The sequence below is a fragment of the Methanococcoides sp. genome (assembly GCF_030594565.1).
GTDB lineage: Archaea > Halobacteriota > Methanosarcinia > Methanosarcinales > Methanosarcinaceae > Methanococcoides > Methanococcoides seepicolus.
Map to the genome: position 1 here is coordinate 1 of NZ_JAUVEY010000031.1, position 15,947 is coordinate 15,947.

Here is a 15,947-nt window from a genome sequence, read left to right on the forward strand (position 1 = left end):
CGTTATAGTATATACTATTCCAGTATCAATACAATAAGAATCCAATAAATAGTTTATGACATCTATTTTGACTTTTTACACGAATTCAAGGCTGATATCTATCCATTGCGACTTATGTACCAGTGAACCTACAGAAATGACATCCACTCCGGTCTTAGCATATTCAGAGATATTTGAGAGGTCGATCCCGCCTGAAACTTCCAGAATAGCATTATTTCTCAGATCCTCACTTTTTAATGCTTCCACTGCCTGAATTACCTGTCCCGGTGACATGTTGTCGAGCATTATGATATCAACTCCCATTTTTGCAGCGAGAATTGCGTTCTCAATGGATTCAACTTCAACATCTATCTTTTGCGTAAAGCCTGCAAGTTCCTTTGCTGAAGTTATGGCATTTTCAAGTCCCATCATGTTGACATGGTTATCTTTTACCATAATGGTGTCAGAAAGGTCGAATCTGTGAGGATCGCCTCTTCCGGCAATTATGGCAAGTTTTTCGAACTTTCGTATCCCGGGAGTCGTCTTTCTTGTACCCGCCACTTTCACATCTGAGTATTGTCTGACCGTTTCGACATATTCCCGGGTATTGGTTGCGATGCCACTCAAATGCCCGAGGAAATTGAGAACTATCCTTTCCGCACGAAGTACCGATACCGCATTACCGTAGATCTCAAAAATAGTTTCTCCTGATACTAATTTATCTCCATCTTTATGTTTTGCGGATGAATCAAGTCCAAAGTACTCGAATATCCGTTGTGCGATCGGAATGCCTGCAACGACACAATCCTGTTTGACAAAAACGATCGCTTTGATATCTTTTTCAGGAACAAGGGTACAGGAAATGTCATTTGCTCCAAGGTCTTCCTCAATGAATCTTTCAATTTCGCTGGTCAGTATCATATTACCATGTATATCAATGCTTCAAGAGGTTTATATGCTTTTAGCGTGTTTGGAAGCTACGTTGTCGAGAGAATCTCTCGAACGATGTTCAGGATAATTAAGATATATTATTATTAATATTTCAATATCATAAAATAAAGTTGCAGGAGTCCAGGATGCTAAAGATTGGAGTGTTCGGATGTGGTGCGATCGGTACTGAGCTTTGTAAAGCTATCGATTCAGGCCACATCGGTGTCGAACTGTATGCTGTATATGACAGGCATGAACAGTCAATAATCAATTTGAAAGAACAGCTCAAAAACACTGACCCAAAAGTGCTTGAGATAGTGGAAATGGTAAAGCACGTTGACCTGGTAGTGGAATGCGCATCCCAACAGGCAGTGTATGAGGTAGTTCCGACCACCCTTCACGCAAAATGTGACGTAATGGTCATCAGTGTCGGTGCTTTTGCAGACAAAAAACTTCTCGATACAACATTCGATATTGCAAAGGAACATGGTTGTAAGGTCTATTTCCCATCCGGTGCCATCGTTGGGCTGGATGGGTTAACATCCGCATCTGCAGCTTCTATATACTCAGTTACACTGACGACCCAGAAGCACCCGAGAAGCCTTGAAGGTGCTCCGTACATCGTCCAGAACAACATCGATCTTGACAGCATCAAAGGAAAGACCGTACTTTTCGAAGGCATGGCATCAGAAGCTGTAAAGGCTTTTCCTGCAAATGTCAATGTTGCAGCATCTTTGAGCATTGCAGGTATTGGTTTTGACAAGACAAAGGTCAAGATCATCGCAAACCCTGCAATAACAAGGAACATCCACGAGATAACCGTTGAAGGTGAGTTCGGTATGTTCACAACAAGGGTGGAGAACGTACCGGCACCGAGTAACCCCAAGACAAGTTATCTGGCAGCTTTATCTGCAATTTCCACATTGAAAAAGATCGCCAATCCACTTCAGGTGGGGACATGATCGCATACCAAAAAATGTTTATCACATGCCCGGATATTGTATGCCGGTCCGTTGAAATCGTGTATAAATAATAAAAAACGGAAAAACAAGTGGTCGTATGCAGGACAGGCAATCTATCATCAACAAGATTAATTCATTGAAAAAAGAACGTAATGCTGTTATTTTGGCCCATTGCTATGCGCGGGATGAAGTACAGGATATCGCAGACTTCGTAGGCGATTCACTGGGACTGAGTCAGGAAGCGGTAGACCAAGATGCGGAAGTTATCGTCTTTTGTGGCGTGAGCTTCATGGCAGAGAGTGCATACATTCTCTCTCCTGAAAAAACGGTTCTTATGCCTGATGCAGATGCCGATTGCCCTATGGCTGCAATGGTCGATGTCGCATCATTGCGTAAATTAAAGGCAGAACATCAGGGTGCCATGGTCGTCTGTTATGTAAATACAAGAGCCGACATCAAGGCAGAATGTGATATCTGCTGCACCTCGGCAAATGCAGTGGAAGTTGTAAATTCGCTCGATTCAGGCAAAGTTATTTTCGTTCCTGATAAGAACCTTGCAGCATATGTTGCAAAACACACCGATAAGACCATCATTCCATGGAATGGCTATTGTCCTACACATAATCAGATACTTGCAGAAGATGTGGATCTTGCAGTGAACGAGCATCCAGGGGCAGAGATAATGGCCCACCCGGAATGCCGCTCAGAGGTTCTGGAAAAAGCAGACCATGTGTTCAGTACCACTGGGATGATAGGTCATGTGAAAAGCTCCGATAACAATGAATTCATAATTTCCACGGAGCAGGGTATATTGCACCAGCTTGAGACTGAGAATCCCAATAAGAAATTCTATCCCGTCTCAAAATTCACATTCTGTCCGGACATGAAAATGATAGATCTAAGTTCTGTCCTTCGCTGTCTTGAGAACATGGAGACCGTTGTGACCGTGCCAAAAGATATTCAGGTACGTGCAAAGCGCGCCCTTGACCGTATGCTGGAAGTAAAACGCAACCGATAATTATTACAGGAGAACGAATGAAAGCCTATCTTGAACTTATGCGTGCCGGAAATTGTGCAATGGCTGCCTTTGCAGGCCTCATTGGTGTTCTGATAGCTTATAATATTCTCTCCTCTGCTTCCCCTTACGTATCGCTATCATTGTTCGATACTTCACTGATCTTTGCCGTAGTCTTCCTCGTTACAGGAGCTGGCAACGGTTTGAACGACTATTTCGACATCGAAATCGATAAAGTGAACAAACCCTCAAGGCCGATACCTTCCGGTAAGATCTCCTTGAAAAGCGCCCTTTATTTTTCGCTTCTTCTTTTTATAACAGGAATAGCACTGGCATTTCTGGTGAATCCCCTTTGTGGCATCATAGCTCTATTCAATTCGATAGTACTGATATTCTATGCACAAAGCCTGAAACGCACTCCTTTCTTTGGCAATGCCTCGGTCGGTTATCTCACCGGCTCGACCTTCCTTTTTGGCGGTGCGGTCTTCGGCATGTCAGGACTTCAGGCACTGTTAGTTCTTTTTTTTCTGGCGACCCTTGCGACCATTGCCCGTGAGATCGTAAAAGATGTTGAGGATATTGAGGGTGATAAAAAGGATGGTGCAAGGACACTCCCTATCCTGGTCGGAGCCAAAAAAGCATCATATGTCGCAGCAGCATTCGGCTTTACAGCCATGCTTGCAAGTCCGGTACCTTACATGCAATCCATATTAAATGAAAAATATCTTTTCGTCGTGGGCATTGCAGACATCTTCTTCCTTGTCGCAGTTTACCAGATACTCGGGAAAAAGGATGCTGCACGCTCATCAAAAATGTTTAAATTCGCAATGCTCTTTGCACTCATTTCTTTCATCGTGGGTGCCTGAAAGATTTACTTCTGATGAGTTCCGTCCGAAGGCGTATGTCTCAGATATTCCTTCAACATCATCGGGAACGTATTAGCAGGCACGAACCTGACCCCGAGCTGTTCCGCCCATTTCTGAATGCCGTAGTCACTTGCAACAACCGCTGCGTCCAGTTCCTTTGCAAGAAGCAGTACATCTATGTCCGGGGCACTGTCAAGGATCCCATAACGAAGTGCTGAACGGTACTTGTTCCTGAATTTACCTACAATGGGTCCAATAACCTCACGATCGGTATCATCCTCTACCTTGTGCGTATCCTCGATCTCCGAATCAAGGGACAGGCATTGCATCGAAGCTTCCCGGATAGCTTCCTCGGCCACGGTCATACCCTTGTTGATACGTTCTCGCATATAGGATACGTATTCATGGAAAATATGTGATGGTATCTTCACCTCATGCCGGTCGGGCGTCTTTTTGACAAGCCATGTATCTATCATCGCAATGATCTCATCATCGCAGCCATTATTTTTTGCAAACTCATGGAGCTCTTTGTAGACAGATGGGAATGGAACATAACAACTGATCTGTAAATGAAGCCTTGATTCAGCGATAAGCTCAAGTATTGCCCTCATTCCCTGGCAAAGGTCCTCTATCTCCAGCATCTCCCGTGTTTGAAGATCGGTCAAAGCGGTCGTATCTAAAACAAATCTTTGTTTCAACGTAACTTACTCCCCCTATTAATTACTATTAGGCCAACGACTTATGCCTTTTCCCTTAGGTCCTTTTCATCTGCATCCGAATTCGAGAACATTCGTGCCATCTCGTCATATATCTTCATTCCATCCGGGGGTGCTCCGTTCCAAGCTTATCGGAAAGTTCAGGATGTCGTAGTGGCAGTTCGATGATCTCGCGCATCAATCCGAGTTCTCGCTTCAGTCCGCCAATACCCTTTCCCGCATCACGGTAGTTTGCTTCTGCAACACGTACTGTGATATCTTCGGACATCCTGATCACCTTGCTCAATTAAAAAGTAGTATTGATCTAAGTAGTGGCACTAAGATCCACTAGAGTAAAATTCACAGTACTAGTATAAAAAAGAAATGTTTTAAAAAAGTGTTTTTGGAAATAAAAAAAAGAGACCTTTTCAGATCTCACTTCTCAATTTCTCAACAAGTTCCTGTTTAATTGAAGTGCTGCGGTCTCCACCACAGACTATTCCGCGCACGCCAACGATGGTTGGCTGGATACGCTTCAATGCCGGAATATCATCGAACTTTATGGTTCCTGCAATAGCGGTCTCAAGTCCGCGGGAGTGTGCATCGTTGACGAATTCGATAAGGTCTTCCTCGGTCATGAACTCAAATGTAGATCGTCCGTCCTTGAGGCCAGTATCGACCATAACAAGGTCAACGCCTGCTTTCTCACCAATTTCAGGGAGAAGTTTCGGGTTGATGGAGTTAATGCGCTCGTGATCGGAATATCCGCAAGCTACAACAGTGACGTCCATGTCCTTTACGGATTCAACGATACCGGTAAGCATTTCGTATGCCTGTTCTTCGGTGTTGATGTCATAAAGTCCTATCTTCACATAATCTGCACCGGCAGCAGCAGCTCCGTATGCTGCAAGGGCTGCGGTACCTGGCTTATAGTTGAAGTCCCCAAGTGCGGCACTGATCGGCCTTTTACCTTCAACAGCGTCCTTTACTCCCTTGATGACCCATGGATAGTTAGCACCAAGTGAACCTTCCTTTGGATTCTTTACATCGATTATATCTGCTCCTCCGTTGAGTGCAGCTACTGCTTCTTCAGTGTTGATCGGACTTACGAGTAATTTCATGTATTAGCCTCTTTTTTATAAGATGAGATGAATTATCAATTTAATATGTTTCGAACCGTCTTTGTATTTGATGTATATAACCGTAATGCTGTCCATGCGCAGGGAGGGGACCGGCAAAAATATCGTCCGGTACACGAAATCAGTAATGTCTGCACAACATCGGACCCGGTTGGTATTGTTCGGGAACTGCGTCCTGCCGAGGTCTATATCGCAGACCTTAACAGACTTCAGGGGCAGGGTGAGCCAAACATAAATTTTGATGTGATAAGGGGAGTTTCAGAGCTTTCCAAAACGATGCTGGATCCTGGGATCAGCTCCTTTGAAGATGTTGCCGGGTTTTTAGGGCTTGCAGAGCATCTTGTACTGGGCACAGAGACCGCATCTTTGGATTCCATTACTAAGATAGCTGCTGCATACCCTTCACAGATCAATGTGAGCATTGATAAAAAGAACGGCAACATCCTCTCGTCTGACCCTTTGATGCCGAAAGATCCCCTTGAGATAGTAAAGGTACTGAACGGTCTGGAGATAAATGACATAATATTCCTTGACATGGATATGGTGGGAACCTCAGCAGGGTTCGATGCACAATTTTTAAGTCTTATAGCAGATGTTTCTGACCACAATGTTCTCCTTGGCGGAGGCGTAAGGGACGTGGAAGATATTAGGCAACTGGAAGCTATTGGTATCAAAGGTGCATTGGTTGCAACCGGATTGCATAATGGTTCCATTCCTATTGAGATGGTCAGGTAATGAATAGATGTTCAATTTACATTGAATATGGGTGATCAATATGGTAGAAGAAAATAAAGTTGTAAGTGAAACTGAAGAAAATAAAGAAGTCCGTGACAGCGAAGAGTATATGGAAATAAAAATGGGTGGCGGATGGTACCTTACAATATCTCTTGCAACAAGTGAAAAGTATGAAAATGAGTATGTAGAGGTCGCAAAAGAAAGAAGCGGTCAGAAAAGGAGCCGCTTTAACTTGAATCCAAAACACGTCCGTGAGTTCGGTGAACTTCTCGTAAAGTTCGCAGACTCTAACGATCTTTAACTTTCAATGATCGATGTGATTGCTTGCAACACATCTTTCTCTATTTCTTTTAATTCCCTGTCCGTATCGATAACAACGAATCTTTCTGGTTCCTTTTCTGCAAGCTTCAGGTAGTTCTCTCTGACCCCTTTGAGGAGGTCTATCTTCTCGAACTTTGTCTGTTCCCCTCTTTTGCCGCATCGCTGTACCGCAACAGCCGGGTCGATGTCAAAAAGCAACGTGAGATCAGGGATAATGGTCCAACCTCTGTGGATCATCTGTATCCACTCCATGGGCTCTTCCATTCTCTCTTTCAGTGTAACGCCCTGATAGGCGTAACGACTGTCCGAATACCTGTCCGAAATAACTATCTTCCCTTCCTCGATTGCAGGTCTTATCAGGGTTTCAATGTGGTCTGCATGGTCTGCAGTGAAAAGCATAAGCTCGGCAAGTTCATCGGTGTTAGATTGGATTGCCTTGTAAACAGCATCCCCTATCCAGCTTGTGGTGGGCTCTCTTGTGAACACCGCATTAGCAAAGCTCGGATGGGAGTTCAGAAAGCTTGTAATGGTAGATTTTCCAGACCCATCTATTCCTTCCAGTGTTATGAGCTTTCCTTTCATGGGGATTACATGTATCCTTACAATTTTAAATTTATGTCCTCGAGGTGCTTTCACTTCCACACTGCGGGCATTTTATGGGGAAAAAATTAGGATCTGCCTGAAAGACGAAGTCGCACACATTACATCTGAAATATACCTTTGACTGGTCAATATCATCCATTTGATCACCTGAATATTTAAACAGTTAAATGATTGTAAAGCAAACAATATTAATATACCGCTATTCAATAACATTGTTCAAGGTATTGAACATGACAAAACTGGGAGTTATAGTACGTGGTAAATACGGTCGAAGGCTTATTGAGACCGTTAGGTCCAGGTCGGATCTGGAAGTGATCGTCGCAGAGGTCCCTGAACATCTACCGGACCTGATCGATGAGCCTGAAGAGTTCTTTTCAGAACTTGATTTTAACGAGAAAGTTTTCGATGCTGATATAATCATCACTTACTCGCTGCACCCTGACATCACACCACAGATCGCCAAAATGGCCGGTGAGGCCGGCGTAGGTGCTTTGATAGTTCCCGGGGGTGCGGCAAAGGCACCTATCCGGGAACTGGAAGACATCTCTTCAAAGTATGGTATCTTCATTGAGGTCGATGACATTTGCTGCAACATTGCATCCGATCCCAGTACAGACGCCTTTACTTCCTTTTTTGGGAACCCCGTTCTCGATGTCGAGGTAAACGACGGTAAGATCTCGAAAGTGGATATCATTAAGGGAGCACCCTGCGGTAGTACCTGGCGTATGGCAGATGCTCTTGTAGGTATGCCTGTTGAAGAAGCCGGCGCAAAGGCGGGTCTATTGATCTCACAATACCCCTGTCGTGCGGTTCGTGGGAATATGGGTGGAATACACGAATCATCCGAGCTGCATAAAAAAGCAATAGATGCTTCAATTAAAAAAACGATCAATAGTGATCTGTAATCCGAGTTTGCCAGTCAAAATAAATGTAAGTGTTCTTAGTTTGTTTGTATCGACCAAAATGCAAACCAAACTATGAACATATGTGATGCAGTGCATAACTGAAAAGAAACTCAATAAGAGTAATGATAAGATTATTACTGATTTTCATAATTATTATCCAGAGAAATGAATCTGTGAAATTAAGATCCTTAAACCCCATAGTGTGAACTATCTTTACTTCTCAGAAAATGTACAAAAGGAACAACTTGAATCAAAGGGAAGAAAGGTTCTAAGACAAATTCATGCGGCTAAAGAGTTACGGGAGATTATTGACAGAAAAAGAAGCTTCCAAAACATTTCAGGATCAATAAGAATCTTGGGTTGGGGATATGGAAAAGAGTTAAACCTACTTTTATGTTCTTCTGTCAAATGTTGTGGTCCATTTGATAAGAATAAGCATAAAACGATGCGACTTTAACTCTGTATATAAAAAATAAAACGATGGAGTATGAAAAATAGAGCTCCATCTTCTATCGATCTTAAATTGTAACGTTGGCTTCTACATTAAGAGTGGTATCTGTTTTTTCACTCCACCAAGCCTCAGCAACAACTGTCGACTTTGACCAACCTTTTATTTTGATACTCGTGCTAATGTCTATATTTGGAGTTATGCCAGATCTATCAAATTCCACCTTATTATTTACTGAAACACGGATTCGCCAGCTACCATTCGAAGGAGCGGTGATTTTGGCATGTACTTTGGCGGTTATGGTCCAAGGGCAAGGATTATTAAATGTTCCAATAGTTTTCTTACCAAATCCATTTGCAATGGGTAATTGGAGAGCTACATTCTTAGTGACACCAACTGGCTCTTCTCCCATCTGAGATATTTTTGACAGAGTATCTTCACTTAGATCCAATTTGGCCATTAGTTCTTTTTTCAACTCATCTTCTCTTACTGAAGCTTGCATTTCTATGTCCATTTTATACCTACATCCTTTATTATCACTAGTTTTTTGGCGATACACGCATAATATTTGCTATGTTATCTGCGGTACAGTTGTTTTATAAATATATATACATATGTATTATACAACTTTTCATATAATTATCTACTTAGCTCATAATTACTCAATTTCAATATAATAGTCTCTTTATTATAAAATATGCCAAATGAAGAGCTTAGCTCATATGTGAAGTATCCGTCCTTGTTTGGATATTCGAGCTTTATCTCATTGTCATGGTTTTAAATTTGACAAAGCCGGGTAATAAAATAAAAGAATCGCAGACAAACATTTGCATGTCTGTCGTTTCGATCATTTGTTCTGAAGTTTGATCCTATTCCCGAGAATACATCTCCCACCGCGATGCCCTCCGAGTGGATTGAATGTGGTTCCAAGGGAGTTCATACATCTTGCCATGACCGCTGCACCCCTTGCAAGGCCATCATCAACGAAAACAACGTTCTCTTCGATTTTCTCATGAAGGCCGAGCTTGTCAAGATATTTCAGTGCAAGCTTTGCTTTGTCGCCACTGATTCCGGCTCTTCCGGTGATGCCGATTGTGGTTTCCGGGAATACGAGTCCTTCTTCCTTTGCTACATTTACAAGTTGGTATATCACCTGTGCCATTACCTCATCAATGACGGCAAAAAGCACTTTCAGACCGAATTTGTCGTATATCTCTCCGCCTATCCCTGATAATTTATCGAAATCTGAACCGTTCACTCCCACGTCACAGCCGATAAGCACGACATTGATCTCTTTTGCAGCTTTAGGGTTTACTGGTACACTCCCGTAACGGTCCCTATTTTCAGGAACCTTCTCGATTATGATATACTCAAGAGCTTTCTTTGCGTACTCATGTATCTTTTTGCCTTTAAGAAGCAATGTGAGCTTATCCGTATGCACATCCTTGAAAACATCAAGGGCGGTTCCAACTTTCTTATCTACTGAACCGGTTCCTTTTATCATGGCATCCGGGATAGCACCTGCAAATCCACAGAAATTACCAATGGTCTTTGCATAGGGTTCATCAGGGCTGATTATCCTGCCATCGAGGGTCGTACCAAAGTCCATTGACATGCAGGGGTTACGGAAATCCACATCCACCCACTTGGCACCTTCTTTGATGCCCGCGGTCGCAAGTTCGCCCTCCATTTCGTTTGCAACTATTTCTACTCCGGTAGCTCCGGTTGGTGGCAGTACACTAGCGACAGCACCGTCAAAGAACACTTTGTCAAGTTTGCTGTGTTTTCGGAATTTGTCGGGTATGTTATCAATTCCCATTGGTGGTGTCATGTTCTTAGGAGGTACCCCTGCAAGAAGACAGCCATCAGCAAGCGCTTTAATGAACTCTCCTACTTCTTCGGGAGTATCGAACCCGGCAACAACTCCGGTTGAGCGGACAACGAAATTTATATCGGTCTTTATGTCCAGGTTTGCCTTTTTCACTGCCTCTATCAATGTGTTCTTGACAAGTTCTGACACGGACTCACGTGTAAGCTCTATTCCATTGAGAGTTCTGCCAAAAATGGTCTCTCCTTCCTTTGGAGGCCTGACATCCCTTGTCATCTTCACGGTCTTGGTAACAAGATATGTCTTACCTTCATCCATATTGGTAGCTGTGAGTATACACTTCGTAGTGGTGTTACCAACTTCCACAGAAGCAACTATGAAAAATGGTTTTGAGCTTGATTTTAGGTCAAGGAGTCGGACACCGGGATTTTCTGCAATTCTTGGTTTGTGGGACATTATTTCTCTTCCGGTCACTGTATGAATCTGTTAAGGCGTTCAACGAGTTGTTCTTTCTGGAGTGCTCCTACTATCTGGGTAGCAGCTTTTCCGTCTTTAAAGACCAAAAGTGTTGGAATGGCTGTTATATTAAAATTCCTTGCGACCATCCGGTTCTCATCAGTGTTCAATTTCCCGAAAACTATCTTTCCCTGATATTCTCTTGCAAGGGCATCAATAATGGGAATAAGTTTTCTGCAAGGTCCACACCATTCTGCCCAGCAGTCAATTACAGTGATGGGGTACTTTGATATGAACTCATTGAAATCCGCATCCGTAACATGTATGGGTGCATCCGGGAACGCTTTAGCTTCAAGGCCCTTTTTGATCTGTTCCAATCGTTGTTGTCTGATCTTCTCTAAATCATCCATAATGCTCACCTGTATCTTTTCGTGAGGACATAATTTCAATTTTATGATCGTATTGTTACTAAAGTGATCACATTAAATAATGTGTACTCTTGTGTTGGTACAGATTAATGTTACTAAAACATTTAAAGTTTTGGATGGTTTTCCACAAAATATACACAACCGGTCATTGTCATGCATTTAGGTCCTTCCAAAGGTGCTGATCCAGAATCTAGAAGGGTGAATACATGAAAGCTCACTGTGGTAAAAAAGCAAGTATAAAGAACACTTCTTCAAGATGATGTGTACAGCAAAGGGGTCTCAAAATAAAAGAAAGCTGTGGACATCGAGCCAACCCGTGGAAAGATTCACTGTAGGGCCTTTGTCCACCTGATCAAGATAAAATGATCATTTTTTGTAAATATCGATCTGTTTCTGGTGGCTCAAGGTCCTTGTAATGAAGAATGCTACAATTCCTATGGAAACACTTGTCAATAGTACCATTACAAGGTTACCTTCATCCGCAAAATTCAATAAGGTACTGAATAGGTACACTGTTAAGATCAATCCGATTATAACAACGTATGTAGTAGGTCTCTTGTATAATTTTTCGATCATGTTGTTCTTAATGTTTGTAACTTATCGGTATTATATCTTATCGTGTACTCAAGCATCAGGATGTTCTTCTATGGGGCTTCTTTTGAGCACTCCGTTGATGTATTCAATTTTCCGTATTCTCTCAACGGTCATAAGATCGAATATCAGTTCAATGTCTTCGGGATATGAGTCATCTACATACATGGGATGATATGGCTGCAGGTCCTGTTGAGCAACATAGAACATGTTATCCGCAAAAATGACAATGTATCGAAGGTCATACTTCTTAAATGTGCTAACTATGGTCTCCACTGATATTGGAGGTTTTGCAAATTCAAGGTCCTTCTCGGTCATTTCTATGGATGCCTCGAATGTGGCACAATTTTGTTCATTTGTCATGGCATCCTTTAAGTTATTCTTCTACGAGGTCACTGTGTGGATTCAGGTCACAGCCTGTGCATGGAAGGCACATTGTTTTGAAAGTGTCAGCACGGAGTCCGTATTCGTCCAGTACTTCCCGAAGCATCTTTGTAAGCTTGAGCAACCGTTCCTTTGAAGGTCTTTCAATGAACACTTCTCCCTCGCGCAATGGATGTTTGCTCGCAGGTCTCAATATGGGCACAACTCCGATTGCAGCCAGCTCCCGTATTCCTCTTTCAACACTTTCATCGGTTTCCCCAAGACCGATTATGAAATTCGCACAGACCTTGTTCTTGCCGAACATTTCAACAGCTTCTCTTAGTGCATCCAGTATCGGCTCAAGGTCCTGGTCACCGCAGACTTCCTTGTAGATCGGTCTGTCCATTGTTTCGACATTATATTTTATTTCGTCCACGCCGGCAGCTTTCAATCTTTTGTTGGAATCCGGGGTCGCATAGATGCAAACACCTATGGGTACGTTGTACTTCTTCACTGCATCAATGACTTCCAGTGCTCTGTCGAGTTCTTTTTCCGCAGATTCGTCCACGCCGGATGTTATCGAAATGGCTTTCATCTTACCGCTGGCATTCGCCTTCCCTATAAGCTCTGTTATCTCTTCTATTGTCTTCACTTTGCCGTTAAGTTTAGGGACCGGACAGAACTTACAATCGTAGATGCACTTCTCTGTCATGTTGATGTATGCCTGGTCAGGGCAGTGAATAAGCTCATCCTCTATCTGCCCTCTTGCAAGTTCTTTTCCATCTTTCAATATGACTATCTCATTTCCTTCTTCAACTGCTTTGAGTGGGGAATCCTTGTTCAAAGCAAGTCTGACCCTCTGGTCGCCTGAACGGAAGAAAAAAGCCGTTTTCCCTGCTCCGGGACCGGCAGTAGGTACTGTTATCTTACCCAGAAGGGATTGTTCTATGTCAAGGCTTCCAATAGCAAGGAGTTCAGCTTTTATTTCAGGTTTCATCGTTGATCGCCATTTTTATGTTTTTATGCTTCACTGGCTATTGCCACTGGGATATATCAGTTTTTCGAAAGTTATCGTCAATTGAAGCATTTCACTTTTTGTAGATGTTATATATACTTATTATGAATACGGCAATTCCTACCGCCCAGAAAAGCCCTTTGATGCTCAGGGCAACAACTGTGATCATAAGGCCTGCCATGATTTGGGTGCGTTTGCTGTCCGTAGCAATCTCTAGATCAACTTTTCCTACTTTGATAATATACGCTGTTGTAAAGAACGCTATTGCTGTTGCCAGGTATTGCAGACCATTGTAGTAATTATATTCTGACAGCACCATTGCAGCTCCGATCATCGTGAACAGTGTGGCTGCAATAAGAAGTACTATCATCAAGTTTTTATTGTAATTGCTCAAGTTGAACATTTTCTCACTTTAATAAATTGGTCGATGTTAGTATAAAAGAATTAGTGAAACTTTTTGATATGATCTAAAAATAAAAAAAGAAGTAATGGATGGATATAATGAATAGATATAATGAATGAGGGTTGAAAAGGAAGAAAAGGCTTAGAGCAGCCTCTTCAGATCCTCTTCAACGGTTGTGTTGGGTGCGATGTTAAAGTTCTCAACGAGGACGCTGAGTACATTCGGAGACACAAATGCAGGCAGTGTAGGTCCAAGTGTTATGTTCTTGATACCAAGGTGGAGCAGTGCAAGCAATACAAGTACTGCTTTTTGTTCGTACCATGCGATGTTGTATGATACCGGCAGGTCGTTTATGTCCTCAAGACCGAAAGCTTCGGCAAGCTTCTGTGCAATGACCACAAGGGAGTACGAGTCATTACACTGTCCTGCGTCCAGAACCCTTGGGATCCCGTCGATGTCGCCGAGGTTAAGTTTATTGTAACGGTATTTTGCACAACCAGCGGTCAGGATGACCGCACTTTCAGGAAGGGCTTCTGCAAATTTGGTGTAGTAATCCCTTTCTTTATGCCTTCCGTTACATCCTGCCATGACGATAAAGCGTGTGATCTTTCCACCCTTTACAGCTTCGACGATCTTATCTGCCACAGAGAGGGCAGCAGCGTGTGCGAATCCTCCGACTATAGTGCCGTCTTCAAGTTGTTTTGGGGGCTGGCATGCAATTGCCTGCTCTACGATGGCGGAGAAGTCCTTTGTACCATCCTCTTTAGCATCGATATGTTTGACCCCATCGAAACCGACTACGCTTGTGGTGTAGACTCTGTTGATGTAAATGTTTTTTGGAGGGACAAGACAGTTGGTCGTCATGAGTATGGGGCCATTGAACGTTTCGAATTCGTTCTTCTGGTTCCACCACGAACCTCCATAGTTTCCGACAAAGTGGTCATATTTCTTGAATGCGGGATAGTAGTTTGCAGGAAGCATCTCGCCGTGGGTATAAACATCGACACCTGTGCCTTCGGTCTGTTTGAGCAACTGTTCCATGTCCTTAAGGTCATGTCCACTGATGAGGATGCCTGGATTGTCCCTTGTGCCGAGGAAAACCTCCGTTGGTTCAGGATTGCCGTAGGTGGACGTGTTCGCTTTGTCAAGAAGGGCCATTACATTGACACCATATTTTCCACATTCGAGGACAAGTCCTACGAGATCGTCAACACTCAGGCTGTCATCAAGGGTTGAAGCAAGTGCCTTTTCGGCGAATTCGGATAGTGCCTCCTCGGTGTATCCAAGAACTTCTGCGTGATGTGCGTATGCAGCCAGACCTTTCAGACCGTATACAAGCAGCTCCCTGAGGGACCTTATGTCTTCGTTTTGGGTATTAAGAACTCCTACGCTTGCTGTCTTCAATGTTTCAGTATTGATAATTGCAGCTTCCGGGATGTTGAACCTTGTCTCAGGATGGCTTACTCCAAGAGTTGCTTTTACTTTTTCACCGAAGGACATGTCCTTTGTTTCTCCAAGGTCGATGTTCCTTGTTGTGAGGTTCTTTTTGATGCTCTCTCTCAGTGAGATGCCTTCATTGATGAACTTATTAAAGTCACTTGAACTGAAATTAGTGTTAGTGACAGTTGAGAATAGTGCTTTCATGAGGAAGCTATCGACATTTTTGTCTTTTATCCCATTCTCCCTTGCTTTCTGATTATAATATGCGATCCCCTTGAGGATGTATGTAAGTTGGTCCTGAAGATCTGCGACATCCGCTGTCTTTCCACATGCTCCGGCTTTGGTACAGGATTGGCCGTTAATAGTTTCTTCACATTGATAGCAATACATTTTTTTTCTCTCCTTTTTGCTGCATCAGTTAAGTATCATTAGGATATTAACTACATTAATGATACTGCTATATAAAGGACCAGTTTCCTGGTTGATACCTGCTATCAGTGAACAATGGCCTGGCATCGATTCTTAATTTTTCTCTTGTGAGAATCTATTTATAGAAATGAGGGAATTTAGCCGGAAAGGCCCGATGCTTTATCAGGAGTTACTAAAATTATCCCCGCTGAATTCCTTGTCATTCTCTTAGGTCTTGCTTCCGCTGCAGCATGGGGTGCGGCTGATTTCGGAGGAGGTTTTGCTTCAAAGCGTACCAGTGAGTACTCTGTTGTAATTCTAATGCAGGCTGTAGGTCTGATACTGCTTCCAATACTGGCCATCGTTTTCTCAGAACAGTTCCCACGGGGTGGTGGTATCTTCTGGGGCTTTGTTGCA

General features: G+C 43.0%; 20 protein-coding genes. 6 read left to right on the forward strand and 14 right to left on the reverse strand.

Annotation, left to right across the window (positions count from 1 at the left end):
- Positions 1-75: 75 nt before the first annotated feature.
- Positions 76-900, reverse strand: coding sequence for a carboxylating nicotinate-nucleotide diphosphorylase (gene nadC, locus QAS77_RS04220; RefSeq protein WP_305064240.1), 825 nt, complete (start codon positions 898-900; stop codon positions 76-78).
- A 155-nt stretch (positions 901-1,055) separates the two neighbouring features.
- Between nadC and QAS77_RS04225 the strand changes: the two genes are divergently transcribed.
- From QAS77_RS04225 to QAS77_RS04235, 3 genes are all read left to right on the forward strand, one after another.
- The gene (locus QAS77_RS04225; protein ID WP_250869006.1) at positions 1,056-1,871 is read left to right on the forward strand and encodes an aspartate dehydrogenase; all 816 of its coding nucleotides are present in this window, start codon (positions 1,056-1,058) and stop codon (positions 1,869-1,871) included.
- 97 nt (positions 1,872-1,968) lie between these two features.
- On the forward strand, positions 1,969-2,889 hold the full coding sequence (gene nadA / locus QAS77_RS04230) for a quinolinate synthase NadA (protein WP_250869007.1): 921 nt from the start codon (positions 1,969-1,971) through the stop codon (positions 2,887-2,889).
- Between the two features lie 17 nt (positions 2,890-2,906).
- Entirely contained in the window at positions 2,907-3,752 is an 846-nt protein-coding gene (locus QAS77_RS04235) for a geranylgeranylglycerol-phosphate geranylgeranyltransferase (RefSeq protein ID WP_305064241.1), read from the forward strand.
- 5 nt (positions 3,753-3,757) lie between these two features.
- Here QAS77_RS04235 and QAS77_RS04240 read toward each other — a convergent pair whose 3' ends face one another.
- From QAS77_RS04240 to QAS77_RS04250, 3 genes are all read right to left on the reverse strand, one after another.
- Entirely contained in the window at positions 3,758-4,393 is a 636-nt protein-coding gene (locus QAS77_RS04240; RefSeq protein WP_250869016.1) for an RNA ligase partner protein, read from the reverse strand.
- A gap of 172 nt (positions 4,394-4,565) precedes the next feature.
- Positions 4,566-4,736 carry a hypothetical protein gene (locus tag QAS77_RS04245; protein WP_305064242.1) on the reverse strand — a complete coding sequence of 57 codons (171 nt, stop codon included), beginning with the start codon at positions 4,734-4,736 and terminating at the stop codon, positions 4,566-4,568.
- 139 nt (positions 4,737-4,875) lie between these two features.
- Positions 4,876-5,568: a (5-formylfuran-3-yl)methyl phosphate synthase gene (locus QAS77_RS04250; protein WP_250869010.1), complete on the reverse strand. Its 693-nt coding sequence runs from the start codon at positions 5,566-5,568 to the stop codon at positions 4,876-4,878.
- Between the two features lie 45 nt (positions 5,569-5,613).
- Between QAS77_RS04250 and QAS77_RS04255 the strand changes: the two genes are divergently transcribed.
- The gene (locus tag QAS77_RS04255) at positions 5,614-6,321 is read left to right on the forward strand and encodes a HisA/HisF-related TIM barrel protein (RefSeq protein ID WP_250869011.1); all 708 of its coding nucleotides are present in this window, start codon (positions 5,614-5,616) and stop codon (positions 6,319-6,321) included.
- Positions 6,322-6,430: 109 nt separating this feature from the next.
- Positions 6,431-6,622: a hypothetical protein gene (locus tag QAS77_RS04260; RefSeq protein ID WP_157196784.1), complete on the forward strand. Its 192-nt coding sequence runs from the start codon at positions 6,431-6,433 to the stop codon at positions 6,620-6,622.
- Here QAS77_RS04260 and tmk read toward each other — a convergent pair.
- Complete coding sequence (gene tmk, locus QAS77_RS04265) at positions 6,619-7,224, reverse strand: dTMP kinase (protein ID WP_250869013.1); 606 nt, start codon at positions 7,222-7,224, stop codon at positions 6,619-6,621. The two genes, QAS77_RS04260 and tmk, sit on opposite strands and share 4 nt — an antisense overlap.
- 251 nt (positions 7,225-7,475) lie before the next feature.
- Here tmk and QAS77_RS04270 point away from each other — a divergent pair, with 251 nt between their 5' ends.
- Positions 7,476-8,150 carry a DUF166 domain-containing protein gene (locus QAS77_RS04270; RefSeq protein WP_305064244.1) on the forward strand — a complete coding sequence of 225 codons (675 nt, stop codon included), beginning with the start codon at positions 7,476-7,478 and terminating at the stop codon, positions 8,148-8,150.
- 518 nt (positions 8,151-8,668) lie between these two features.
- Here QAS77_RS04270 and QAS77_RS04275 read toward each other — a convergent pair.
- From QAS77_RS04275 to QAS77_RS04315, 9 genes are all read right to left on the reverse strand, one after another.
- Entirely contained in the window at positions 8,669-9,112 is a 444-nt protein-coding gene (locus tag QAS77_RS04275) for a hypothetical protein (RefSeq protein ID WP_250869015.1), read from the reverse strand.
- Positions 9,113-9,445: 333 nt separating this feature from the next.
- On the reverse strand, positions 9,446-10,882 hold the full coding sequence (locus tag QAS77_RS04280) for a methanogenesis marker 14 protein (RefSeq protein WP_305064245.1): 1,437 nt from the start codon (positions 10,880-10,882) through the stop codon (positions 9,446-9,448).
- 14 nt (positions 10,883-10,896) lie between these two features.
- Positions 10,897-11,292 carry a thioredoxin gene (gene trxA / locus QAS77_RS04285; RefSeq protein ID WP_250868125.1) on the reverse strand — a complete coding sequence of 132 codons (396 nt, stop codon included), beginning with the start codon at positions 11,290-11,292 and terminating at the stop codon, positions 10,897-10,899.
- Positions 11,293-11,676: 384 nt separating this feature from the next.
- Positions 11,677-11,886: a hypothetical protein gene (locus QAS77_RS04290; RefSeq protein ID WP_250868124.1), complete on the reverse strand. Its 210-nt coding sequence runs from the start codon at positions 11,884-11,886 to the stop codon at positions 11,677-11,679.
- Positions 11,887-11,934: 48 nt separating this feature from the next.
- Positions 11,935-12,264 (reverse strand): hypothetical protein, encoded by a 330-nt coding sequence (locus tag QAS77_RS04295; RefSeq protein WP_305064246.1) that lies wholly within the window; start codon positions 12,262-12,264, stop codon positions 11,935-11,937.
- Between the two features lie 13 nt (positions 12,265-12,277).
- Positions 12,278-13,261 (reverse strand): radical SAM protein, encoded by a 984-nt coding sequence (locus QAS77_RS04300; RefSeq protein ID WP_305064247.1) that lies wholly within the window; start codon positions 13,259-13,261, stop codon positions 12,278-12,280.
- Positions 13,262-13,352: 91 nt separating this feature from the next.
- Positions 13,353-13,649 (reverse strand): hypothetical protein, encoded by a 297-nt coding sequence (locus QAS77_RS04305; protein ID WP_305064248.1) that lies wholly within the window; start codon positions 13,647-13,649, stop codon positions 13,353-13,355.
- 174 nt (positions 13,650-13,823) lie between these two features.
- Positions 13,824-15,512, reverse strand: coding sequence for a hydroxylamine reductase (gene hcp, locus QAS77_RS04310; protein ID WP_305064249.1), 1,689 nt, complete (start codon positions 15,510-15,512; stop codon positions 13,824-13,826).
- A gap of 176 nt (positions 15,513-15,688) precedes the next feature.
- On the reverse strand, positions 15,689-15,947 hold a 259-nt coding region (locus tag QAS77_RS04315), incomplete at its 5' end, for a hypothetical protein (RefSeq protein WP_305064250.1).